The organism is Oceanicella actignis (genome assembly GCF_900111545.1).
Lineage (GTDB): Bacteria > Pseudomonadota > Alphaproteobacteria > Rhodobacterales > Rhodobacteraceae > Oceanicella > Oceanicella actignis.
Map to the genome: position 1 here is coordinate 183315 of NZ_FOHL01000004.1, position 22058 is coordinate 205372.

The window sequence follows — 22058 nt, forward strand, 5'->3', positions numbered from 1 at the left end:
CTCAGTCGCCGCTCTCGAGCGCGCCCAGATCGCCGCCCGAGGCCGGGCGGGGCGCGCCGTTGAGGTCGCGAGGCGGCTGAAACGCCGGATCGGCGGCGCGATGGGCGGGGCCGTCGGGCCGCGGGCGATAGTCGCCGGCGGACCGGTCGCGAATGACCAGCCCCGGATAGCGAATCCGCAGGTTGCGGCGCGACAGCGTCCAGTCGGGCAGGCTGAACTTCATGGCCATGTTGTTCGCGGCCACGTTCCCGCCGAAGCGGGCGCCGTTCTTGTGCGCCCGGAACATGATCCAGGGCCGCGCCTGCGGGCCCGGGCGGCGGTTGAGGACGGTGTTGTTCACGACGCGGACGTTCTTGCCGCCCATGACCGTGATGCCGTGGTATTGATCGACGACGATGAGGTTGTTCTCGATCGTCAAGTTCTCGTAAACGCCGTCGAAAAGGCCGATGCCCTGAAGGCTGCAGGCCAGCCTGGCCGAACCGGGGCGGTCCCATTCGAAGATGCGGTTGGCCGAAAGCGTCACATCCCGCACCACCCCGCTGCCGGCGCGGCGGTTCTTTCCCACCGACCAGGACTGGATCCCGTCATCGTGATTGCCCGACCCCGTCGCGACGCAGTTGTGCACGAGATTGCCGTGCACCCGGCTGCCATCGCCCAGAACGCGGATGCCGTCGGCGCCGAAAAGGTCGATCTCGTTGTTTTCGACGACGGCGCGCGGGCCGGTGGCCTGGATGCCGAAATTGACCCCGGTCAGCCGATTGCCGCGCGCCGCGCCGTCGGGACCGTCCAGGCGGATGCCGTCGCGGGCGTTGCGCCGCCAATCGACGCCGCGGGTCCAGCGCGCGATTTCGGCGTCGGGGGCCGAGCGCATCTCGAGCTGCTCGAGCGCGACGCGCCGGGCCGTCCGGTGCGCGAGGACAAGCGGTCCGCGGCGCTTGGCGCGGGCGGGGCGCGGAAGGGGAAGGGGCGTGCCGTCATCGGCGCGCGCGATGGGCGCCGGCGCGGGCTCCGGCGGCCGGGGCCTGGGCATGACGAGCAGGTTGCTCAGGGTCAGCCCCTCGGCCTGGTGGATGACGACCTTGCCGAGCCATGCCGCGCCCCGGCCCGGATCGGGCAGGGCGGCGGCGGCCCTGGGGTCGCCCTCGCCTTCGATGACGACGTCTCGGATGATTCGTCCTGACGCCTTGGTCTTCGCATCGCGCGGGCCGGCCGCGCGGATCGTGGGCGCGCCGTAGAATCCGGGCGCCAGCGACAGCCGGTCGCCGTCCTGCAGGCGGCCCGACAGAAAGGCGGCGCGGATGCTGGCGAAGGGGCGCGCGGGCGATCCGTCTCCGCCCTGCGCCGCGCTGGCGGCGACGTGGAACGTGGCCGCCTGCGCCGCGCCGCAGATCAGCGTCGCGACAAGGGCCAGCCCCAAGGCGGCGCGCGGGCTCATCGGCGCGCCCCGCGCATCCGCGCGGCCGCCGCCAAGCCAAGCGCCTTCCACGCGCGCGGATGGGCGGGCCTCTGGCGCATGGCCCGCCACGCCCAGCGAAGCGCCGCGGCCGCGTCGCCCGTGCGCCGATGGCCGCCGGCCAGGATCACGAGCCGTTCGAACAGCGCATCGGGCAGGGCGGCGAAGGCGTCGGCGTTCTTTTCCAGGATGCGCTCCAGCGCCGCGACCCGATTGCGCGGCACGCGGGTGAGGCTGTTCGGCGAAAAGCGCTGGAGGACCAGGGGTTCGGGTTCGAAGGCGATGGGGCCGAGGTGCGAGAATCGGATGAACAGGTCCCAGTCGAGCAGGGCATCCAGGGTTTCGTCGAAGCCGCCGGCCTTTTCGACCGCATCGCGGCGGCCGACGAAGGTCTGGGTCGAGATGAGGCTGCCCGCGCGCAGGAGCGACTCGGTCAGGTCGCCCTCGAGCGCGGCGCGGCGCCTCGGGCGCGGCCAGTATTCGAGCTTCGACGGATCGTGACGGTCGGCCTCGGGCAGTCCGAGAATGATCATGCCGCAATAGGCGCCGATGGGCTCCTGCCCCGTCCGCGCGCGAAACCGGGCCATTGCGGCGAACTGGCGCTCGAGCTTTTCGGGCAGCCATTCGTCGTCGCTGTCCTGAAAGGCGACCCAACGGGCGTGCGCGGCGCGCAGGCCGGTGTTGCGCGCCGCCGCGCAGCCGCGGTTGCGCTCGTGCCGCAGGACGCGCAGCCGCGGATCGCCCAGCGCCTCGACCGCGGCCGCCGAGCCGTCGGTCGAGGCGTCGTCCACCACGATCACTTCGGTTGGGGGCAGGGTCTGGCGCAGAACGCTCCGCACGGCCCTCGGAGCCAGTTCGGCCCGGTCGTGCATCGGAATTATGACGGCTACGTCGGCGTCCATGTTGCGTCGGCGTCCATTTTTCGATTCGGCCTGCTCTGCGTGCATCGGCCGATCCGTTCGCCATCGGGCGCTCGACCGGTCACCCCTTGTTAGTGTAGCAGCATTTGCACGACATGTTGCGCGCGGATTTGGAGGATTGCATGGCGAAGGGCGGCCGGCTGGGCCTTGGGTATTTCACGATCAAGCGCGTGCGAAAGGTGCTGGTCCGCCTGCGGCTGTTGGCGCTGCGGCGCATTTGGGGGATGGACATCGACCCGACGGTCGAGCTGTCGATGTCGGCCAGCTTCGACCGCGTCTATCCGCGCGGCATCCATGTCGGGCCGTTCACCTATCTGGCGTTCGAGTCGAAGATCCTCACCCACGACATGACCCGCGGCCTGTATCTGGACACGCGCATCGGGGCCAACTGCTTCATCGGCGGGCGCAGCCTGATTCTGCCCGGGATCACCATAGGCGACGGCTGCATCGTCGCCGCGGGCGCGGTGGTCACGCGCGACGTGCCGCCGGGGTGCATCGTGGCCGGCAATCCGGCGCGCGTCGTTCGCGAGGGGATCGAGGTCGTCCGCTACGGCCGCCTCGCTCATGCCGACGAGAACGAACGCCGCATCCTGGCCGCCTGGGCCGAGGACGAGGCGAACCGGGCATGAGCGGGCAAGGCGCCGGCGCGGCGCCCGTTCTGGGCGTCGCCATCGTCACCTACAATGCCGAAAAGGTGATCCTCGACTGCCTCGAAAGCCTGCTGGCCGCCCCGGACCAGCCCATGCGGATCGTGCTGTGCGACAACGCCTCGACCGACGGCACGGTGGATGCGATTCGCGACTGGGCGGCGGGCCGGCGGGCCTGGCGGCCCTCGGATCTGCCGGGCCTGCCGCCGGCGCCCGCGCCCAAGCCGGTGCGCCTGGTCGAGTTCGACGCCCCGCCCGCCGCCGGCGCATTGCCCCTGGCCGGCCAGGGCGCGGACGAGCCGGGCATCGCCCTCATCCACTCGGGACTGAACCGGGGCTTTGCGGGCGGCGTCAACCTGGCGCTCGAGGCGCTGCGCGCGGCGCCCGACGTCGCGCTGTTCTGGGTGCTCAACCCCGACGCCATCGCGCCGCCCGGCGCGCCCGGGGCGCTGATGCGCGCGGCGCGCGAGGGCGGGCCGGGCATCGGGCTTTGGGGCGGGCGCATCCTCTATGCCGATGCGCGCGGCTCGATCAACGCCGACGGGGGCGGTTGGCTCAACCTCTGGACCGGGGTGACGGGGGGCGTCAACTTCATGCGCCCGCATGCCGACGCGCCGCCGCCCGATCCGGCCGGGTTCGACTTCGTGTCCGGCGCCAGCATGGCCGTCACGCGCGCCTTCCTCGAGACCGTCGGTCCGATGCGCGAGGACTATTTCCTGTATTACGAGGAGGTGGACTGGGCCCTGCGGCGCGGCGATCTGGCCATCGGCTACGCGCCTGGCGCCACGATCTACCACCATGTCGGCGCGTCGATCGGCTCGCCGACCCATCGGCGCGGAGGTTCGCCCTTCTCGCTCTACTTCCTGTTCCGCAACCGCCGGCGGCTGGTGAGGCGCTTCAACCCGGCGGCCCTGCCGGTCGCCTGGACCTATTCGATGGCCAAGGTCGCGCAGCTGGCGCTGCGCGGCGATCTGGCGGCGGCTTCGGCGGCCTTTCGCGGGTTCAACGGCCTGCCCCCGCCCCGCGCGGTGCGCGAGCGCATCGCTCCCGAGGCGCGGCCGCTGGCCTTTGGCGGCGAATGAAGGCCCGCGCCGCCGCCCTGACGCTGGCCGCGCTTGCGGCGCTGGGCGCCGGGGCGTGGCTTGACGGCTACGGCGCGCGGGCGCTGCTGCGCGCCGAGCGCATGTTGCAGGTCCCGCCGGCGCCGCTTGACGTTCCGCCGGATCGGCCGGCGCGGATCGTGCTGCTGGGCACGAGCCTGACCGCGGGCGGCGAGCTGTGGCTGCGCCGGGTGCGCGCGCGGCTCGAGGCATGCCGCCCGGGCGGCGTCGCCCTGACGCGGGTCGCCAGGCCGGGTGCGGCCGGCGCCTGGGGGCAGGCCCGCCTGGCGGAGATCCTTGCCGATCCGCCGGACCTGATCGCCATGGAGTTCACCATCAACGACTCGGCCCTGCATCGCGGCGAGCCGCTCGCGCGCGCCGCCGCGCGCCACGAGGCGATGCTGGCGCAGGCGGCGCGGGCGGGCGTGCCGGTTCTGCTCATGACCATGAGCCCGGCCTGGGGGCTGCGCGCATGGCCGCGCCCGGGGCAGGTCGCCTATCGCGATGCCTACAGGGCGCTGGCCGCGCAGGGGCGCGCGGCGCTGCTCGACACCATCGCGCTGTGGCGCGCCTTGCCCGAGCCGCGCCGCCGGGACATGGTTCCGGATGGCTTGCACCCGACCGATGAGGCCATGGCCGAGATCTTCGCGCCCGCTCTGGCCGACGCGTTGGAAGGGGCGCTGTGCGCCGGCTGATCCCGTGCGCCATGGGCCGTCGCATCCGAGGTCTTCCCGGTCTATGCTCGGCGCGTCGGGCGTTCCAAAGCGCATCTCGGCGGCGGCGGCCGGCCCGGGCCGGCGCCGTCCCGGACCGTCTTGCGGCGGCGTTGCTCGCCGGGCGATGGGGGCAAGACCCGCCCCGGCGCCCCTTTGCAAAGCCGAGGCGGCGCCGTGGCGCGGGCCGGCCGCGTTGTTGGGGAGAGATGGCGGCGATGACGCGCAGCTTTCGGCTCTTGCTTGCGCGCGCGCATCAGGCGCGCGCGGGGGGGGCTCCGACCCCGAGCGCAGCGGCTTGGCCGGGCGGGCGCGCCCTCGCGCGGCTTCTGGCCGCGAAGCGGCGGGCGACGGCGGGCGCGGCGGCTTGCCAGGGGATTCGCGCCGCGACGGGCGTCGGGCCGGAGGCGCGCCGCGTGGAAATCCGTTGGCGCGTTCGCAAATCCGCCGATGCATTTCGCGCGGGGGCGGCCGCGCCTCGGCCCCGCCCGCCCGGGGCGGGCGCGCCCGACGCAGGACGCGCGCCCACCCGCCCGCGCCCGGCGACAGGGCGCGAGGGCGCTGCGTCGCGCCCTTCGGGTTTCGGCCGATGAGCCCGGAAGCCGTCCAGGCGCTGGCGCGCGGCTTGTTCCCGGCGGGTGTGGCGGTGGCGGCGGCCGATCCGCGCGCGCCCGCGTCGGGCCTGTTTGGAGAAGAGGCGGCCGCCGTGGCCCGCGCCGTCGAGCCGCGTCGGCGCGAGTTCGCCGCCGGCCGCCGCGCGGCGCGGGCGGCGCTGGCGTCGCTCGGGATCGCGCCGGCCGCGATCCCGATGGGGGCGGACCGCGCGCCGGTCTGGCCGGCTGGGGCGGTCGGCTCGATCTCGCACACCGCGCCGCGGCCGGGCGCGACGGGACCCGCGGCCTGCGCGGCGGCGGCGGCGCGGGCGGACGCCTTCGGCGCGCTTGGCCTGGACGTCGAGGGGGCCGCACCGCTGGCGCCGGCGCTGCGCGCGCAGATCCTGGTTCCCGCCGAGGCGGAGGCGCTCGAAGCCCGCCCCGAGGCCGAGCGCGGCCGGCTGGCCAAGCTGATCTTCTGCGCCAAGGAATGCGCCTACAAGGCGCAATACCCGTTGACCGGGGCGCTGTTCGGCTTCGAGGGGATGCGGATCGACTGGAGCTTCGCCCCGGACGGGCGCATGGGGCGCTTCGCGGCGGTCTTCCTGCGCCCGGCCGGGGCCTTTGCGCCCGGCGACCGGCTCGAGGGCCGCTTCGCCTTCGCCGGCGGGCTGGTCGCGGCGGGGATCGCGCTGCGCCAGGCGCCGGTCAGCCGGCGCTGAAAGCGGCCCGCGCCCGCCCCGTCATTGCGCGGCCGAGCGTCTCGGCGGCAGGCCGGCGCGGATCAGCTCGCTGCGGTGGCGGAACACCGAGACGTCGTCGAACGGCGCCCCGTCGCGCGCCGCGCGCGCGAACAGCTCGGCCAGCGCGGGGCGGTCGGCGGCCAGCTGCGCCAGGATCTCGGTCAGGGCGGCGGCGTCGTTCAGCGGCGCCAGGCGCCCGCCCCCATGGTCCGCGATCAGGTCGCGGGCGAAGGCGCCGTCATAGCCGACGATGGGCGTGCCCGAGATCAGCGCCTCGATCAGGCAGCGCGGCGATTCGGGGGTCTTGTGACAAAACAGGAAGACATGGGCCGCGCGCAGGGCCTCGAGCACCGCGCCGCGGTCGGCGGCGAAGCCGGGCGTCGAGACCCGCTCGTCCAGCCCGGCGGCGGCGATCTCGCGGCGCATGGCCGCGCGCTCGGTCCCGTCGCCAAGCCAAGTTGCGCGGAAATCGACGCCGCGCGCGGCCAGCCCCGCCAGCGCGGCGACCCAGTCGAGCGGCCCTTTCATCGGGTCGGCGCGGCCGACATAGACGATGCGCAGCGGCCCCTCGGCGGCGGCGGCGGTCTTGGCGGCCAGCGCCTCGGGGGCGATATGGTCGGCGGCGGCGATGTGGATGTCGTGCACGACTTCGGGGCGGCGGCAGAAGGGGGCGTAGGTCGCGTAGGTCTCGCGGCCATGGAACAGGCCCAGATCGGCGCGCCGGATCAGCGCCCGCTCGAGCGCCGCCATCGGCCGGTGGGTGAGCCGGGCGCGCAGGCGCGCGCGCCACGGGCCCGCGCCGGCCGAGCGGCGCACGACCTCGGATTCGACCCGGTCGGTCCACACCGCGTAGGGCCGGCCCATGCGCCGCGCCTCGACGCAGGCGACCGAGCCCCAGTCGCCGAACAGCCCGCCGATCGAGAAGGACAGGTAGTCGGCCTCGTCGATCAGCGCGCGGATGCGCCGGCGCGCGGCCGGCAGGGCGCGCAGGAAGCGGTCGGGCCGCCAGGCGACGGGCATCGGCTCGATGCGGATGCGCTCCAGCGAGGGGCCGACCTCGGTCAGCGGCACCCAGTCGGGCGGCGGCGGCCCCTCGGCCAGCGGCATCATCGAGATCACGCGGGCGAAATTCTCGGCCCACAGGCGCAGGCCGTTGCAGGCCTGCCCCTCGAGCGTCAGCGCGCCGTCGGGCCGTCCGCCGGCGCGGTGAAGCGGAACGGGCGCGTAGATCAGAAGCGTATCGCCCGCCTTGGCGCGGGCGCCCTGGAAATCATCGCTCATCGCGCCCCCCAACAGCGCGCCGCCGCAAAAATCGCGGCTCGGGCGCGAAGGATGATAGCACGGCGCGCGGTCCGGCGCAGGAAAATGCCGCGCCGGGCGCGCGCGATTCGGGTTAGGATGCGGCATGAGCAGGGGCGCTTGGTTCATTTTGGCGCGGCGGCCGCTCCGCCGCGCATGGGCGCTGGCGGCGCTGGCGCTGTCGGCCTGCGGGCTGACCGCGCGCTGCGCGCCGCAGGGGCTGGATGACGCGTCCATGCGCGCGCTCTACGCGCAGCCCGCTTCCGCGCCCGACCGGCCGCTGCGCGTGTTTCACCTCGGTCACAGCCTGGTCGGGCGCGACATGCCCGAAATGCTGCGCCAGCTGGCCGACGCGGCCATGGGTCCGGGGCACGACCACGCCAGCCAGCTGGGATGGGGAACCAGCCTGCGCGAGCATTGGGAGCCGGACCTGCCCATCAACGGCTTCGAGACCGAGAACGCCCATCCCCGCTTCCGCCCCGCGGCCGAGGCGTTGGCGGGCGGGGGCTACGACGCCGTCGTTCTGACCGAGATGGTCGAGATCCGCGACGCCATCCGCTGGCATGACAGCTGGGACTATCTGCGGCGCTGGGCGGCCCTGGCGTGGCAGGGCAACCCCGACGCGCGCGTGTGCCTCTACGAGACCTGGCCCGCCCGCGACAGGGACGAGGCGGCCTGGCTGGCCCGGCTGGACGCCGACCCGGACGAGTTCTGGCGCGGGCGGATCCTGCGCCCGGCTCTTGCCGCCTTGCGCGATCAGGGCATCGAGCGGCCCATCTGCGTGATCCCGGCGGGCTCGGCGCTGGCGATTCTCGATCGGCTCTTGCGCGACGAGGGGCCGGCCGACGGCCTGCGCCGCGCGGGCGATCTGTTTTCCGACGACATCCATCTGAATGACCAGGGAAATTACATGATGGCGCTGATCCATTTCGCGGTGCTTTACGGGCGCGACCCGCGCGGCCTGCCGCGCGCGCTGCGCAAGGCCGACGGCGCGCCCGCGCATGCCCCGGGCCCGGCGGCGGCCGCCCTGATGCAGCGGGCCGCGTGGCTGGCGGTCCTCGGCGATCCGCTCACGGGCCTGCGCCCCGAGGCGGCGCGATGAGCGCGCGCCCCCTTGCCGCGCGCCCCCTTGCCTCGCGCCTCGTCGGCGCGGTCCTGGCGCTGGCGCTGGGCGCCGCCGCGCAGGCCGCCGAGCCGGCGCGGCTGAGCGTGATGTTCGTCGGCCACAGCCTGGTGGCCAGGACGCTGCCCGACATGCTGGCCGACGCGCTGCGCGCCTTCGGGCTGCGCGCGCGCGTCGATGCGCAGATCACCAACGGCGCCCCGCTTTCCTGGAACTGGGAGCGCGCCGCCGAGGCCGAGGGCGCGAACGCCCGCGCCCTGCTGCCCGCCGGCGGCCACGAAGTGCTGGTCCTGACCGAGGCCCAGCCCCTGCGCGCCCATCTGCGCTGGTCGGACACGGCGCGCAACATCGCCCGCTTCGCCGCGCTGGCGCGCCAGGGGCGGGCGCATGCGCGCGTCTATCTCTACGAGACCTGGCCCTGCCTAGGATCGGGCGCGCCCGAAGGCTGCGCCTACGACGATCACGACGACCAGCCCTGGCGCGCGCGGGTGGCGGCCGAGCTGCCGCTCTGGCGCAAGGCGGCCGCGGATGCCGGCCGTCTGGGGGCCGGGCAGGTGCTGCTGATCCCGGCCGGGCAGGCCATGGCCCGCGTCGAGGATGCCGCCCGCCGCGGCGCCGCCGCCGGGCTGGACGGCGCGCGGGCGCTGTTCGCCGACGACATTCACCCCAACGCGCTTGGCTTTTACCTTGTGGCGATGACCCACTTCGCCGCCATCGTCGGACGCGATCCGTCGGGCCTGCCCGCGACGCTGCGCGACCGCTACGGCAAGCCCTTTCCCGCGCCGCCCCCCGGGATCGCCGCCTTTTTGCAGCGCACGGCATGGGAGGCGGTCTGCGCCGAGCCGCTTTCGGGCGTGCGCTGCTGAGCGCCCTTCGCCATTCCCGCGCCAACCCGATTTCATGGAGAAGCCGATTTGAAGGACGACGCCCACGCCGCCGACAAGGCCGACGCCCCGCCGCGCCCGGATGCCGCCGCCGATCCCGCCGCCGATCCCGCCGCCGCGCGCGGGCTTCGGGTGGCTTACCTCGTCAACCAGTATCCCAAGGTCAGCCACACCTTCATCCGCCGCGAGATCCAGGCGCTCGAGCGCCTCGGCGTGCGGGTCGACCGCTATGCCCTGCGCGGGTGGGACAACCCGACGCCCGACCCCTCGGACGCCGAGGAATGCGCGCGCACGCGCCACCTGCTGCGCCGCGGCCCGGCGCCGCTGGCGGCCGCGGCGCTGCGCGTGGCGCTGCGCCGGCCGCGCCGCTTCGCGCGGGCCTTGGGCGCGGCGCTGGCCATGGGGCGGCGCGGGATGCGGCCCTTGCCCTATCACCTGGCCTATCTTGCGCATGCCTGCCGGCTGCTCGAGCTGCTGCGCGACGCGCCCGTGGCCCATCTGCACGCCCATTTCGGCACCAACGCCGCCGAGGTCGCGCTGCTTCTGCGGCTTCTGGGCGGGCCCCGCTACAGCTTCACCGTCCACGGCTCGGACGAGTTCGACCACGCCGACGGGCTGGCGCTCGACCGCAAGATCGCCGGCGCGGCATTCGTCGCCGCCATCAGCGCCTACACCCGCGCGCAGCTCATGCGCCGCGCCGCGCCCGAGCATTGGCCGCGCATCCAGGTGGTGCGCTGCGGCCTCGAGGACGCCTTCTTCGCCGACGATCCCGCTCCCTTTCCCGAGCGGCCGCACCTGTTGTGCATCGGACGTTTCTGCGTCGAGAAGGGGCAGCCGATCCTGCTCGACGCCTTCGCCGCCGTCGCGCGGGCGCATCCCGATGCGCGGCTGATCCTGGCGGGCGACGGCGAGATGCGCCCGCTGATCGAGCGGCGCATCGCCGAGCTGGGCCTGAACGCGCGCGCGACCATCACGGGCTGGATCTCGAGCGATCAGGTGCGCGACCTGATCCGCGCCTCCACCGCGGTGGTGCAGCCGAGCCTGATGGAGGGGCTGCCCGTCGTTCTGATGGAGGCGATGGCGCAGCGGCGGCCGGTGATCTCGACCTGGATCGCGGGCATTCCCGAGCTGGTCGTCGATGGCGAGAACGGCTGGCTTGTTCCTGCCGGCGATGCCGAGGCCGCCGCCCGCGCCATCGACGCCTGTCTGTCCGCCCCGCCCGAGCGGCTGGCGCGCATGGCCGAGGCCGGCTTCGCCCGGGTGCGCGCCCGACACGCGATCGACGCCGAGGCCGCCCGCCTGGCCGAGCTGTTCGCGCAATCGACATGAGCGACGGCCTCGGCCCCAGGCGCGGCGGGGCGGCGCGCGCGCTGGTCCGGCGGGCGGGAATCGCGGCGCTGGCGCGCGGTCCCCTGCCGGCGCTGGCGCGCCGCCGCGCGGCGCGCCGGGGCGCGGCGGCGGTGCTGTGCTGGCATGCCATCGGCCCCGACGGCGCCGGGCCCGAAGCCTGGACGGTCAGCCGCCTGGGCGACCTGCGCGCCCAGTTCGCCGAGCTGGCCCGCCGCTGGGAAGTGGTCCCGCTGGACGAGGCGCTGGCGCTGCTCGACGCGCCGCCCCGTCGCCTTCCCGGTCCGCCTCCGCGCCCGCTTGCGGCGCTGACCTTCGACGACGGAGACGCCAGCCTGCATGCCTTTCTGCCGGCGCTGCTGGACGATCTGGGGCTGTGCGCGACGATCTTCGTGGCCACCGCGCAGATCGAGACGGGGCGCCCCTTCTGGTTCGACCGGGTGATGAACGCGCTGCTTGCGCCGGCGCCTTTCACGCTGGATCTGCGGGCGCAGGGGCTGGGCCTGCGCCGCTTCGATGCGCCGCCCGGCGCGGGCCGCTGGCCGGCGATCTCGGCCTTGCTCGAGGCGCTCAAGGCCCTGCCGCCGGATCGGCGCGAGGAAGCCGCCGCATCCGTCGTCGCGCTTGCGCCGCCCGCGCCCCCCGGCCCGCGGCTCGGCCCGATGAGCCTTGCGCAGCTGCGCGAGCTGGCGGCGCATCCGCGCATCGCCATCGGCGCCCACAGCCACGGGCACGAGCTGATGGACCGCATCGCCCCCGAGGCCGCGCGCGCGTCGATCGCGCGCTCGCGCGCGTTGCTGGCGCAATGGACCGGGCGCGCGCCGGCGCATTTCGCCTGGCCGAACGGCAACTGGTCCGACGAGGTCGGGCGCATCGCGGCGCAGGAGGGCTTCGCCTCGGCCGCCGCGCTGGGGCCGGCGGAGGGCCGCTTCCTGCTCGAGCGCGGCGCGCGGCGGCACGCCTATCCGCGCATCGCCGTCGGCCGGTATGACTCGCTCGACCGCTTTCGCCTGCGCCTGGCCGGATTGTAGGCGCGCGGCCGCCGCCATTGAGTTCCGGCGCCATCGGCGGTAAGATGATGCGTCAAGTCCGCCCGCCCGGATTGTCGGGGCCGGCCTCATTTCATGCCTTCTGGCCGCCGTTTTCAGGCCGCGTCCCCTCGCAACGCTTGTTTCGATCGCTTGCCCCTGCGCGGGCGCGCGCAGTCGTTCCAAGCCAGGGAAAGCAAGATGATGCTTCGATTTCATAAGCTGATTTTCGCCGCCGCCGTCGGGCTTGCGGCGCTGTCCGGCGGGGCGCGCGCCGCGACGGTGGACCTGGACTTCCGCCTGCCTGCCGGCTCGTCCGAGCTGGGGCGCGCGGACAGCGTCTCGTTCGCTCAGGGCTCTCTGGCGCTGACCGTCACCGCAGGGGTGCAGGCCTTCGGCCGGATCTGGCCATGGGCCCAGGTGACGCGCGCGAGGTCCGGGCTCGGGGTGCGAAATGCGTTCATGGACGGCGGCCAGATCGACGGGCGCATCGGCCGCGATCTGTTGATCTTCTCGTTCGATCGGGCGGTGCGCATCGAGGGCGTGGGCTTCGCGCGCGTCGATTCGGACGACGACGCGGCGCTGTTCGTCGAGGGCGGGACCGGCGCGCTCGAGCGCGCGGCGGTGTTCGATCTGCCCTCGGGCGGCTGGCTGAGCACGCTTACGCTCGATCCCGCCTGGTTCGGCGACCTGTTCGGCATCGGCGCCGCGGGCTGGAACGACGATTTCCGCATCTCGGGCCTGCGGGTCAGCTTCGAGGACGGCATCTCGGCCACGCCCGGCCCCGGTCCCTTCGGCCTGATCCTGGCGGCGCTCGGCGCGCTGGCGCTGGCGCTGCGCGGACGCGGCGCGCGCGCCTGAGCGGGGCGCCGTGAGCGCGCTTGCGCAGGCCGGCCCCGCGCGCGCCGGCGCCGTCGCCCGGCCCGGCTGGGGCGCGGCGCTGCCCGCCGCCGCGCTGGCGGCGTCGGCGGCCGCCCTGTTCGCGCCGGGGTTGGGCGCGTTGGCGCGGGCCTGGTCGCAGGTCGAATACGGGCATGGCCCGGTCATCCTGATCCTTTCGGGGCTGATCTTCCTGAAGATCCTGCGGCGCACGCCCGCCGCGCCGGCCGAGGGCGGGCGCTGGCAGGGGCTGGCGCTGATCGCGCTGGCGGCGCTGATCGCGCTGGGCGGGCGGCTGGCCGGGCTGCCCGAGGTCGTGGCCTATGCGCTGCCGCCCTGGGTCGGCGGGGTTCTGCTGACCGGCTTCGGCCGGCGAGCGGGGCGGCGCTTCTGGCCCGTGGCGGCGCATTTGGTTCTGATGCTGCCCTTGCCGGGCCTGCTCTACTGGCAGGTCTCTTCGGGGCTCCAGCTTCTGTCCTCGAACATCGGGGTGGCGCTGATCCGCGCCGCCGGCGCGCCGGCGCTCCTTGACGGAAACGTCATCGACCTTGGGGTGCACAAGCTGTTCGTGGCCGAAGCGTGCTCGGGGCTGCGCTATCTGTTTCCGATCATGAGCTTCGCCTTCGTCCTGGCGGTGCTTTATCGCGGCCCGTCGGCGCACAAGGCGCTGCTGATGCTGGCCGCCGCGCCCCTTGCGGTGGCGGCCAACGCGCTGCGCGTCGCGCTGGTCGGCGTGCTGACCAGCCGCCATGGCGCGGCGGCGGCGCAGGGGGTCGATCACCTGCTCGAGGGCTGGGCGCTGTTCGCGCTGACCGTGGCCGCTCTGCTGGCGCTGACGGCGCTGCTGGCGCGGCTTGGGGGCGCGCGCTCGCTGCGGGCGGCGATGGATGTGGATCTGACGGGCGCCGGGGCGCGGCTGCGCCAGGTCGCGGCGGCGCGCGCAAGCGGGCCGATGCTGGCGGCGCTGGCCTTGACGGCAGGCGCCGCCGCCGGCTGGGCGCTGGCGCCCGAGCGCCCGAGCCGCAGCCCCGACCTGGCGCCCCTGGCCGCCTTTCCCGAGCGCCTGGGCGCTTGGCGTCTGGCCTTCGCCCGCCCGGCCGGCCAGGATCTGCGCGCCGCGCTGGGCGCCGACGAGATGCTGTGGCGCGTCTACGCCCCGGGCGCCGGCCGCGCCGACCAGGCGGTGGACCTGTTGATCGTGCGGCACGAGGATCAGAGCCGCGGCGGGCTGCACTCGCCGCGCATCTGCATGCCGGGCGGCGGGTGGGAGGTCGAGACCATGGCGCCGCGCGATCTTGGCCCCGCCCTGGGCGGGGCGGCGGGGCTGACCGTCACGCGGGCGGTGGTGCGCCGCGGGCTTGACCGGCGGCTGGTCTATTTCTGGTTCGAGCAGCCGGGCCGGCGCACGCCCTCGGATCTGGCGGCCAAGCTGGGAATCCTGCGCGACGGGCTGATGCTGGGGCGCACGGACGGAGCGCTTGTGCGTCTTGTGACCGATGCGGGGCGCGGCGCGGACGCGCTGGCGCGCGCCGATGCCCGCATGGCGCGCTTTCTGGGCGCGATGGGGCCGACCCTGGCGCCCTTCTCGCCGGCGGGCGCGCCATGAGCGCGCCGGCCGCCGATGTGGGCGTGGTCGCCATCGGCCGCAACGAGGGCGAACGCCTGCGCGCCTGCCTGCGCGCGGCCCGGCGCGACGCGGCGCATGTGGTCTATGTGGACAGCGGCTCGACCGACGGCAGCGTGGCGGCCGCGCGCGCCCTGGGCGCCGAGACGGTGGCGCTGGACATGAGCATTCCCTTCACCGCCGCGCGCGCGCGCAATGCGGGGCTGGCGCATTTGCGCCGGATCGCGCCGCGGCTGCCGCTGGTGCAGTTCGTGGACGGCGATTGCGAGCTGCGCGAGGGTTGGATCGCCGCCGCCCGCGCCTTTCTTGCCCGGCGGCCCGAGGTGGCCGCCGTGTGCGGGCGCCGGCGCGAGCGCCGGCCCGACGCCTCGATCTACAACGCCGCCTGCGACGCCGAGTGGGACACCCCCGTGGGCGAGGCGCTGGCCTGCGGCGGCGACGCCCTCATGCGCATCGAGGCGATCGAACAGGTCGGCGGGTGGCGCGACTCGCTCATCGCCGGCGAAGAGCCCGAGCTGTGCGTGCGTCTGCGCGCCGCCGGCTGGCGGATCTGGCGGCTCGACGCCGAGATGACGTGGCACGACGCCGACATGCGCCGCTTCGGCCAGTGGTGGCGGCGCTCGGTGCGGGCGGGCCACGCCTTTGCCGAGGGCGCGGCGCTGCACGGCGCGCCGCCCGAGCGCCACTGGGTGGCCGAGACCCGCCGGGCGCTGCTGTGGGGCGCGGCGCTGCCCGCCGCGGCGCTGGCGGGCGCGGCGCTGGTTCATCCGGCGGCGCTGGGGTTGCTGGCCGCCTGGCCGGCGCAGACGGCGCGCCTGGCGCTGCGCGCGCGCGGCGCGCCGCGCGCATGGCCGCTGGCGGCGTTGACGGTGCTGGGCAAGGCGGCCGAGGTGCAGGGCGCGCTGCGCTTCATGGCCGGGCGGGCCCTGCGGCGCCCGTCGCGCCTGATCGAGTATCGGCGTCCGGCGCGGGGGGCGGGTTCACCCGACGCCTGACAAGGCGCCCAGCGCCTCGCGCGCGTGCCAGAGCGCGCCCGCGCCCAGCGCCATGCCGCCCAGCGCGAAGACGGCGTCGTGCAGCGGGTCCCAGGCGCCATGCTTGCGCGCCAGCAGGGCGATCAGCGGATGCGAAGCGGCGAAGGCCAGTCCCTGCCCGATCAGCGCGCCCAGCAGCCCGCCATGCGTGGCGCCGAGCAGGATGAACGCCGTCTGAAAGGTCGCGCGCGCGGCGAACAGCCAGAAGTAGCTGCGCGAATCGCCCGCCGCCAGCGCCGACTGGTCATAGGTCATGCCCAGCGCCTGCACCATTTGCGCCAGCGCCGCCGCCGTCACGATGGCGCCGGCGGCGTGGTAGCGCGCATCATACAGAAGATCGACCAGCGCCGGTCCCGCGAAGGCCATGAGCGCGATCAGCGCCATGGCCGCCCCGCTCAGCGCGAAGCGCAGCCGGCGCAGCCGCGCGAAATTGCGCGGATCGGCCGCGGGCGGGCTGTCGCGATAGACGGGGATCATGATGCGGCTGACCACCGCGCCGGCCAGCATCATCGGCGCCGAGGCCAGGAAATAGCCGATGTTGTAGATGCCCAGCATGTCCAGCGTCAGGAAACGGCCAAGGATCGCCCGATCGCCCTGCGCGACGACGAAGCCGAGCGCCGAGCTGAGAAAGATCCACTTGCCGAAGCCGATCAGCTCGCGCGCGGCCGCGCTCTCCCAGCGCAGGCGGTTGCGCGGGCCCGGCAGCATCAGATGCGAGAGCGCCAGCTTGGCCGCCGCCGCGACCAGCGCGCCCAGCACCAGCGCCCAGACCGAGCGCGTCGCCAGCGCCAGCGCGATCATCGCGGCGGCGCCCGCAAGCTGCGCGCCCAGATCCGCCGCCATCACCCGCCCCAGCGTCAGCCGCCGTTGCGCAAGCTCGATCCGCGTCGGGTTGAACCCCGCGATCAGCAGCGTCAGCCCCGCCGCCGGCAGCAGCTGCGCCAGCATCGGCGCGTCGTAGAAGCGCGCCGCCGGCCCCGCCGCCGCCCACGAGGCCAGCCACAACAGCGCCCCGCGCATGATCTGCATGGTCCACGCGGTGTCCAGGAAGGCGGGGTCCTCGCCGCGGCGGCTTTGCATGATCGAGGGGCCGATGCCCACATCCGAGAACATGGCCAGCCCGGTCAGGAACACCGAAACCAGCGCCATCAGGCCGAACGCCTCGGGAAACAGCAGCCGCGCCAGCACCAGGTTCGACGCCAGGCGCAGCGCCTGACCGCCGCCGAAGCCCAGCGCCGTCCACCCCGCCCCGCGCGCCGCGCGCGCCAGCAGCCCGCCGCCCCCAAGGCGACGCAGCAGGCCGGCCAGACCGGCGGGGGCGGGCGGCGCGGTCATTCCGCCGCGCTCGGCGTCACGTCCAGCCAGCCGCACAGCTCGGCGTAGAACAGCGGGTCGCGCTCGGGCGGCTGGGCCATGGCGCGCCGCGCCTCAAGGGTGCGCAGATTGGCGCGCACCGATCTGCGCAGCGCCAGACCCCATGGCGAAACCTTGGTCACGGGGGTCCACAGCGGCAGGCGGGCGCGCCACTTGCGGCGGACGTGATGGTAGGCGGCGGCGAAGTCGGGGCCCAGATTGGGGTGGAAGCCGTCATTGTGGATGGCGGGCAGCGCGGCGGCGTAGCAGCGCAGCCCGCGGGCGGCGGCCTCCTGCACGATGTCCGTGCCATACATGTGAAAGCCGGGCAGGCTCTCGTCAAAGCGCAGACCGCAGCCGCGGCGCATGACCATCAGCATCTCGTCATAGCTTTGCACCGGCTCGGGTTCGGGCGGCGGTCGGCCGACGATGGCGCCGATCGAGCTGGACCAGACCGGGCCGCGCCCCATCACGTCCATGGCGACGCCGTAGCAGCCCAGCATGGCCCAGTCCGGGTCGCGCGCGGCCGTCTGCGCCGCGCGCAGCCGCAGCAGCGCGTCCCAGCCCTGGGGCAGGAACACGTCCTGATGGGCGAAGATGACCAGATCGACCTCCGCCATGGCGGGCGCGTCCATGCCGCGATTGTAGGCGACGGCGGCGCTTGGCGCGCCCTCGACGATTTCGACGGGGACGTCGCCGGCCGCCAGCATGGGCGAGCGCATCAGGTTGCGCTCGAGCGTCGCGCGGTCGTTGCAGGCCGTCACCACCCCGAGGCGGGGGGCCTTCGCGGCCGCGGCGTCGAGGGGCTCGCGGGCGGGGCGTTCGTTCATGTCGGTCTCCTTGCGCGTTCGGCCTCGAGACGCCCGGCCAGGGCCCCGGCGATCATCCAGGTCAGCGGCGTGAGCGATGCGTTCGGGATCAGATCGACCAGGTTCGCCGCCAGGATCAGCCCCAGCGCCGCCGTGGCGGGCGCGACCGGCGCGCGCCTGCGCGCGGCCAGGATCAGCGGCAGCGTCAGCAGGCCGAACTCGGCCAGATAGCCCAGCCAGCCGAAGGCGCCGATGACGATGATCCAGCGCCCGTCGGCGATGGTCAGATCCCGCCCCGTCGCCGGGTCGTATTCGTGGCTGCGGCCATATCCGCCCCAACCCAGGAAGGGGCGCAGATTGGCCCGGGCAAGCAGGACGTCCTCGTTGCCAAGGCGAAAGCCGAGCGATTGCGCGCGCTCTTCGTCCACCGCGGCGGCCAGCTCGAGCGCGGTTTGCGTCGGCGCCAGATCCGCCCCCCGCAGCATCGGATAGAGCAGCACCGCCCCGCCCCCCAGCGCGGCGGCCAGCACCTGCCAGCGCAAGGGCGCAAAGCGCACCAGCGGCGCGAAGGCCAGCGCATAGAAGGTGGCCGACAGGGTCTTGCAAAGGACGAGGACGCCCAGAAGCCAGGCCGTGGCCGCCGCCCGCGCCGCGCGGCGGCCCTGCGGCGCCAGGCGCCACAGCGCCGCCGCGGCGATGACCGCCATGGCCATGAACATGGCCAGCCAAAGCCCATGCGGCAGGAACACGACGGGGCGGAAGCCGCCATAGCGCATCTGCTGGTCGAAGGCGTGCGGGAAGAAGCCGTAGATCCAGCTGTGCAGCTGCGGGCTCATGCGGATCTCGAACAGCGCGGGCAGCGTGTAGGCCAGGCCCGCCGCCGCCAGCGCCGTCAGCAGGTCGCGATGCGCGTCCTCGTCGGCCAGCATGCGCCGCGCCAGCAGATAGGGCATGAGCAGCACCGCGTTCGTCAGCGCCGACGAGGCCGCATCGTAAAGGTTCAGCCCCGGCATGAACCGCACCCCCGTGATGACGGGGTCGGGATTGGACAGCGCCGTGGCGAATGGCCCGGCAAGATAGATCGCCGCCAGCGCGCCCATGGGCCCGCGCAGCACGCCCAGGCCGCCGCGCGCGCGCAGATGCGGCCAGCACAGCGCCAGCGCCGCGGCGGCGGGGATGAAGGTCTTGTCCAGCGCGGGCAGAAGCGGCAGGTCCACGCCCGTGCGCTCGGGCAGCAGAAGATAGCCGGCGAGCAAGGTCCAGATCAGCGCCCGCCGCGGCGCCATGCGCCGGAACATCGCCAGCGCCACGACGGGCCATGCGAACAGCGCCAGATATGCCAGGGCGTTGGGCATGGCTCAGCCCCCGCGCCGTTCGCGGGGGGTGGGCGGCGCGCCAAGGGGGCTTCGCGCGCTCACGCCCCGCCGTAGCCATAGTCGTAGCGCTTGCGCGGCAGCGACTCGCATTTGTTCAGCGCAACGCCAAGAAGGTTGCCCGCCGCCTCGATCCGCGTGGCGCAGTCCTCGACGTCCTGAACGCGCGATTCGTTCTCGGCCGCGATCAGCAGCGCGCAATCGGCCCGGCCCAGAAAGCCCGCCGCATCGTCGGCGGCCAGCATGGGCGGCAGGTCGTAGATGACCAGATCGGGGTCGAGCGTGCGCGCCATGCGCTCGAGCGACGCGCGCGTGCGCTCGTCCTGCAGCAGCTCGGCCGAGTCGCGCACCGGCCCGTGCGCCAGCGCGAAGGCAAGCCCCTCGGCAAGGCGCAGCATGGCCGCTTCGGGGGCGACGTCGCCCTGCAGCATCCGCTCGACCGGCGCCGGAGCGCGCACGCCCAGGATCTGCGCCATGCTGGGGCGGCGCAGGTCCAGCTCGACCACCGCCACGCGCGCGCCCGACTGGCGGGCCATGCTGAAGGCCAGGTTCAGGCAGGTCAGCGTCTTGCCGCAGGCCGGGGTGGGCGAGGTCACCGCCACCGAGCGCCAGCCGCGCTGGCGCATCGTCTGCAGCAGGCTTGTGCGCAGCATGTCGAAGGGCACATGCGCGGGGTCGGCCTTGGCATGGGTGACGACGCGGGCCGCGCGCAGCCGCGCGGCGTCGGGCGCGCGCAGGGGCAGGGCGCGCCAGGCGGCTTCCGCCTCGGCCGTGCGCGTGCGGCGCACGGGTTCGGGCGCGGCCGAGTCGATCTGCTTGAACAGGTTCATGACGCCCCCTTGCGCGCGCGTTCGCCTTGCATTGCGCATCTCATGGTCCCCCTTCGCGCACCCCCGCGCAAGCGCGTCATCCCAAACGCCTGCGCACCAGCTCGATCCAGCCCTCGAGCCCCGAGCGTTCGAGCGCCTTGCGCGCCAGAAGCTCGAGCGGCATCACATGCGCGTCGATCGCCCACAGCGCCGCCGCGCCGCCGCCGAAGACCGCCGCCGCGGCCAGGAGCCGCACGGCCCAGACGCGCCGGCGCTCGTTGGTCGTGGTCACATAGGGCAGCACGGCGACGGGCCGGCGGCCGATGCGCTCGAGGTCGTCGGAGCGGCGCACCACGCCGCTGAGCAGTTCGAGCAGCACGATCAGCCCCAGCCCCGCCGCCAGCCCCGCCGCCACCGAGGCGACGGCCATCTTCAGCCGGTTCGGCCGGATGGGCCACTCGGGCACGACGGGGGGCTCGATCACCTCCATGCGCTCGCCCTGCTGCTGGAACTCCAGCTGCTCGCCGGCCTGGGCCTCGGCCAGCTTGGCGCGCGCGTCGCGGTAGCGGCTTTCGGTCTCTTCATACTGGCGGCGCAGGGCGTTGAGCGCGATCTCGACGTTCGGCGTGGCCAGGATGGTGCGTTCGAGCGCGGCGCGCTGGGCCTCGAGCTCGGTCAGCCGGTTCCCGATATGCGCGATCTGGGCGTCGATGAAGGCCAGGCGGCGGCGGGCCTCGACCGCGGCGGGCGGAGGCGGCGCCGCGTCGGTTCCGGCCGGGGCCTGGGCGCGGGCCGCGCGCTCGGCGGCGACGGCGGCCTCGAAGGCCTGCACGCGCGAGCGCAGGCTGCGGATCTCGGGGTGTTGCGAGGACAGCACCGCGCTGCGCTCCATCAGCGCGCGGCGCGCCGCTTCGAGCCCGCGCTCGAGCGCCGATTGGGCGGGGCTCTCGACGCTGTCGAGAATGAAGGTCAGCGACGAGCGTTCCTGCTCCAGCTCAAGGCGGCGCAGCTCGAGCCCCGCGGCGCGCTCCTGCAAGAGGTCGAGCTGGTCGCGGCGGTAGTCGAGGCTGTCGGGCAGACTGTCTTCGTGCTCGCGCATGAAGGCGATGATGGCGGCCTCCTGGCGGGCCAGCTCGTCGGCCAGGCGCTGGGCCTCCTGCGCGAAGAAGGCCGAGGTCGTCTCGGCCCGGTCGCGGCGCAGGCGGGTGTTCTGCGCCAGGATGCGCGTGACCAGGTCGTTGACGACCGCGGCGGCGGTTTCGGCCTCGGCCGCGGTGAAGGCGACGGTGAACGCGGTGGCGCCGGCCGCGCCCGGATTCCAGCCCGGATTGTTCCCGAGCGGCGCCTGCTCGAGCACGATGGCGCGGCGCATGGCCTCGACCTTGCGGGTCGGCGAGATGTCGGCCCCTTCGGGGAACAGACGGTGGCGCTCGGCCAGTTCCAGCATGGTCTCGCGCGTCAGCAGACGCTGTCGGATGAGCGCGATGCGCTCGCCGGCGGGCGAGCTGACGGTCGAACGCACCAGATCGGGAGATATCCTCTGCGTCTCGACCAGGATCAGCGCGCGCGATTCGTAGACCGGCGGCAGGACATAGGCGACCCCCACGCCCACCAGCGCGACCGCGACCCAGACCGCGAACAGCGTCCAGAAGCGGCGCCGCGCAACGGCCAGCCAATAGGTCAGGTCGCCGATCAGGCCGGGGCCCGGGGCCGGGGCGGCGTCGATCTGGGTCATGACGGCCTCGATCCGTGCGGCGCGCGGCCGGCCCGGCGCGGCTGCGGTTCCCGGCGGCCGGCGCGGAGTCGGGCCGTGCTGCGGGCGTCGGCTGGTGGCGGGGCGAGCATGCGTCGCCGGCGGGAATTCATGTCTGGCCTTCCAATCAGGGCGCGCAAGGCGGCCCGGAGCGCAGGTGAAACGGCGGCTGACGCAAGCGCCGGGCACGCGGCGCCGGATCGCGGAACTGGGCGGAGAAACGCCGCCATGGCGCCGAAGCGAATCTGATAGAATCAAAAAACACGTCGAAAACGGAAATATTATTGCAAGGATCGTTCATGAAGGCCCCGCCTGTCAATGCGCGCAACCAAGAAAAGCGCGCGATCCCCTTGCAATGGGACATTTTTGTGACTGCCGCGAATGCCCATGGAGGAAGGTGCGCGCTGTCTGCTAGATGCTCCGGCGCTGGACAGTATCCAGTGGCCAAGAATGGTAAAAAGTGGCAAAAGCAGGCGACGGAGCGCGTAAAGCAGGCAAGAAATCTGAATAGTCGCTTGGGAAAATTCCCAAACCGCAACGCAGTTATTGACCGATGACTGGTTCGCGGCTATGC

At 74.1% G+C, this 22058-nt stretch carries 20 protein-coding genes; 12 read left to right on the top strand and 8 right to left on the bottom strand.

Annotated elements, in window-relative coordinates; translation table 11 throughout:
* Nucleotide 1: 1 nt before the first annotated feature.
* Complete coding sequence (locus BMW67_RS08570) at nt 2-1435, bottom strand: right-handed parallel beta-helix repeat-containing protein (RefSeq protein ID WP_125459012.1); 1434 nt, start codon at nt 1433-1435, stop codon at nt 2-4.
* Nucleotides 1432-2400: a glycosyltransferase family 2 protein gene (locus BMW67_RS08575; protein ID WP_083581254.1), complete on the bottom strand. Its 969-nt coding sequence runs from the start codon at nt 2398-2400 to the stop codon at nt 1432-1434. The genes BMW67_RS08570 and BMW67_RS08575 overlap by 4 nt, the downstream gene beginning before the upstream one ends.
* A 95-nt stretch (nt 2401-2495) precedes the next feature.
* Between BMW67_RS08575 and BMW67_RS16150 the strand changes: the two genes are divergently transcribed.
* The 4 genes from BMW67_RS16150 to BMW67_RS08595 all read left to right on the top strand — a co-directional run bounded on the left by BMW67_RS16150 (nt 2496) and on the right by BMW67_RS08595 (nt 6148).
* Nucleotides 2496-3002: an acyltransferase gene (locus BMW67_RS16150; protein WP_072747116.1), complete on the top strand. Its 507-nt coding sequence runs from the start codon at nt 2496-2498 to the stop codon at nt 3000-3002.
* Complete coding sequence (locus BMW67_RS08585; RefSeq protein ID WP_072747117.1) at nt 2999-4102, top strand: glycosyltransferase; 1104 nt, start codon at nt 2999-3001, stop codon at nt 4100-4102. The genes BMW67_RS16150 and BMW67_RS08585 overlap by 4 nt, the downstream gene beginning before the upstream one ends.
* Nucleotides 4099-4815 (top strand): SGNH/GDSL hydrolase family protein, encoded by a 717-nt coding sequence (locus tag BMW67_RS08590; RefSeq protein ID WP_072747118.1) that lies wholly within the window; start codon nt 4099-4101, stop codon nt 4813-4815. Before BMW67_RS08585 ends, BMW67_RS08590 begins: the two co-directional genes overlap by 4 nt.
* A gap of 607 nt (nt 4816-5422) precedes the next feature.
* Nucleotides 5423-6148 carry a 4'-phosphopantetheinyl transferase family protein gene (locus BMW67_RS08595; RefSeq protein ID WP_072747119.1) on the top strand — a complete coding sequence of 242 codons (726 nt, stop codon included), beginning with the start codon at nt 5423-5425 and terminating at the stop codon, nt 6146-6148.
* Nucleotides 6149-6169: 21 nt separating this feature from the next.
* Here the strand turns inward: BMW67_RS08595 and BMW67_RS08600 are convergent, their stop codons facing one another.
* Nucleotides 6170-7450, bottom strand: a complete 1281-nt coding sequence (locus BMW67_RS08600) for a glycosyltransferase (protein ID WP_072747213.1) — start codon at nt 7448-7450, stop codon at nt 6170-6172.
* 124 nt (nt 7451-7574) lie between these two features.
* Between BMW67_RS08600 and BMW67_RS08605 the strand changes: the two genes are divergently transcribed.
* The 7 genes from BMW67_RS08605 to BMW67_RS08635 all read left to right on the top strand — a co-directional run bounded on the left by BMW67_RS08605 (nt 7575) and on the right by BMW67_RS08635 (nt 15348).
* Complete coding sequence (locus tag BMW67_RS08605; RefSeq protein ID WP_072747120.1) at nt 7575-8570, top strand: hypothetical protein; 996 nt, start codon at nt 7575-7577, stop codon at nt 8568-8570.
* A complete protein-coding gene (locus BMW67_RS08610; protein WP_072747121.1) occupies nt 8567-9457 on the top strand; it encodes an SGNH/GDSL hydrolase family protein in 891 nt (296 codons plus the stop codon). Before BMW67_RS08605 ends, BMW67_RS08610 begins: the two co-directional genes overlap by 4 nt.
* A gap of 48 nt (nt 9458-9505) precedes the next feature.
* The gene (locus BMW67_RS08615) at nt 9506-10804 is read left to right on the top strand and encodes a glycosyltransferase family 4 protein (RefSeq protein ID WP_083581255.1); all 1299 of its coding nucleotides are present in this window, start codon (nt 9506-9508) and stop codon (nt 10802-10804) included.
* Nucleotides 10801-11853: a polysaccharide deacetylase family protein gene (locus BMW67_RS08620; RefSeq protein ID WP_072747122.1), complete on the top strand. Its 1053-nt coding sequence runs from the start codon at nt 10801-10803 to the stop codon at nt 11851-11853. Before BMW67_RS08615 ends, BMW67_RS08620 begins: the two co-directional genes overlap by 4 nt.
* Nucleotides 11854-12054: 201 nt before the next feature.
* Nucleotides 12055-12711, top strand: coding sequence for a hypothetical protein (locus BMW67_RS08625; protein ID WP_125459013.1), 657 nt, complete (start codon nt 12055-12057; stop codon nt 12709-12711).
* 10 nt (nt 12712-12721) lie between these two features.
* Nucleotides 12722-14335, top strand: coding sequence for a VPLPA-CTERM-specific exosortase XrtD (xrtD, locus tag BMW67_RS08630; protein ID WP_072747124.1), 1614 nt, complete (start codon nt 12722-12724; stop codon nt 14333-14335).
* On the top strand, nt 14332-15348 hold the full coding sequence (locus BMW67_RS08635) for a glycosyltransferase family 2 protein (protein WP_072747125.1): 1017 nt from the start codon (nt 14332-14334) through the stop codon (nt 15346-15348). The genes xrtD and BMW67_RS08635 overlap by 4 nt, the downstream gene beginning before the upstream one ends.
* Here BMW67_RS08635 and BMW67_RS08640 read toward each other — a convergent pair.
* The 5 genes from BMW67_RS08640 to BMW67_RS08660 all read right to left on the bottom strand — a co-directional run bounded on the left by BMW67_RS08640 (nt 15334) and on the right by BMW67_RS08660 (nt 21466).
* Nucleotides 15334-16722 carry an oligosaccharide flippase family protein gene (locus tag BMW67_RS08640; RefSeq protein WP_072747126.1) on the bottom strand — a complete coding sequence of 463 codons (1389 nt, stop codon included), beginning with the start codon at nt 16720-16722 and terminating at the stop codon, nt 15334-15336. The two genes, BMW67_RS08635 and BMW67_RS08640, sit on opposite strands and share 15 nt — an antisense overlap.
* On the bottom strand, nt 16719-17570 hold the full coding sequence (locus BMW67_RS08645) for a glycosyltransferase family 2 protein (RefSeq protein ID WP_072747127.1): 852 nt from the start codon (nt 17568-17570) through the stop codon (nt 16719-16721). The genes BMW67_RS08640 and BMW67_RS08645 overlap by 4 nt, the downstream gene beginning before the upstream one ends.
* Entirely contained in the window at nt 17567-18904 is a 1338-nt protein-coding gene (locus tag BMW67_RS08650; protein WP_072747128.1) for a hypothetical protein, read from the bottom strand. The genes BMW67_RS08645 and BMW67_RS08650 overlap by 4 nt, the downstream gene beginning before the upstream one ends.
* A gap of 59 nt (nt 18905-18963) precedes the next feature.
* Nucleotides 18964-19752, bottom strand: coding sequence for a CpsD/CapB family tyrosine-protein kinase (locus tag BMW67_RS08655; protein ID WP_072747129.1), 789 nt, complete (start codon nt 19750-19752; stop codon nt 18964-18966).
* Nucleotides 19753-19828: 76 nt separating this feature from the next.
* Nucleotides 19829-21466, bottom strand: a complete 1638-nt coding sequence (locus BMW67_RS08660) for a GumC family protein (protein ID WP_072747130.1) — start codon at nt 21464-21466, stop codon at nt 19829-19831.
* Nucleotides 21467-21783: 317 nt separating this feature from the next.
* On the opposite strand from BMW67_RS08660, the gene BMW67_RS15455 reads away from it, so the two are divergent.
* On the top strand, nt 21784-22041 hold the full coding sequence (locus BMW67_RS15455; RefSeq protein WP_125459015.1) for a hypothetical protein: 258 nt from the start codon (nt 21784-21786) through the stop codon (nt 22039-22041).
* The last annotated feature ends 17 nt before the right edge of the window (nt 22042-22058 follow it).

Excerpts from the sequence above, each read along its gene's own strand:
- BMW67_RS08570 (WP_125459012.1), bottom strand. The coding sequence starts at position 1,435 with ATGAGCCCGCGCGCCGCCTTGGGGCTGGCCCTTGTCGCGACGCTGATC.
- BMW67_RS08575 (WP_083581254.1), bottom strand. The coding sequence starts at position 2,400 with ATGCACGCAGAGCAGGCCGAATCGAAAAATGGACGCCGACGCAACATG.
- BMW67_RS16150 (WP_072747116.1), top strand. The coding sequence starts at position 2,496 with ATGGCGAAGGGCGGCCGGCTGGGCCTTGGGTATTTCACGATCAAGCGC.
- BMW67_RS08585 (WP_072747117.1), top strand. The coding sequence starts at position 2,999 with ATGAGCGGGCAAGGCGCCGGCGCGGCGCCCGTTCTGGGCGTCGCCATC.
- BMW67_RS08590 (WP_072747118.1), top strand. The coding sequence starts at position 4,099 with ATGAAGGCCCGCGCCGCCGCCCTGACGCTGGCCGCGCTTGCGGCGCTG.
- BMW67_RS08595 (WP_072747119.1), top strand. The coding sequence starts at position 5,423 with ATGAGCCCGGAAGCCGTCCAGGCGCTGGCGCGCGGCTTGTTCCCGGCG.
- BMW67_RS08600 (WP_072747213.1), bottom strand. The coding sequence starts at position 7,450 with ATGAGCGATGATTTCCAGGGCGCCCGCGCCAAGGCGGGCGATACGCTT.
- BMW67_RS08605 (WP_072747120.1), top strand. The coding sequence starts at position 7,575 with ATGAGCAGGGGCGCTTGGTTCATTTTGGCGCGGCGGCCGCTCCGCCGC.
- BMW67_RS08610 (WP_072747121.1), top strand. The coding sequence starts at position 8,567 with ATGAGCGCGCGCCCCCTTGCCGCGCGCCCCCTTGCCTCGCGCCTCGTC.
- BMW67_RS08620 (WP_072747122.1), top strand. The coding sequence starts at position 10,801 with ATGAGCGACGGCCTCGGCCCCAGGCGCGGCGGGGCGGCGCGCGCGCTG.
- BMW67_RS08625 (WP_125459013.1), top strand. The coding sequence starts at position 12,055 with ATGCTTCGATTTCATAAGCTGATTTTCGCCGCCGCCGTCGGGCTTGCG.
- BMW67_RS08635 (WP_072747125.1), top strand. The coding sequence starts at position 14,332 with ATGAGCGCGCCGGCCGCCGATGTGGGCGTGGTCGCCATCGGCCGCAAC.
- BMW67_RS08640 (WP_072747126.1), bottom strand. The coding sequence starts at position 16,722 with ATGACCGCGCCGCCCGCCCCCGCCGGTCTGGCCGGCCTGCTGCGTCGC.
- BMW67_RS08645 (WP_072747127.1), bottom strand. The coding sequence starts at position 17,570 with ATGAACGAACGCCCCGCCCGCGAGCCCCTCGACGCCGCGGCCGCGAAG.
- BMW67_RS08650 (WP_072747128.1), bottom strand. The coding sequence starts at position 18,904 with ATGCCCAACGCCCTGGCATATCTGGCGCTGTTCGCATGGCCCGTCGTG.
- BMW67_RS08655 (WP_072747129.1), bottom strand. The coding sequence starts at position 19,752 with ATGAACCTGTTCAAGCAGATCGACTCGGCCGCGCCCGAACCCGTGCGC.
- BMW67_RS08660 (WP_072747130.1), bottom strand. The coding sequence starts at position 21,466 with ATGACCCAGATCGACGCCGCCCCGGCCCCGGGCCCCGGCCTGATCGGC.
- BMW67_RS15455 (WP_125459015.1), top strand. The coding sequence starts at position 21,784 with ATGAAGGCCCCGCCTGTCAATGCGCGCAACCAAGAAAAGCGCGCGATC.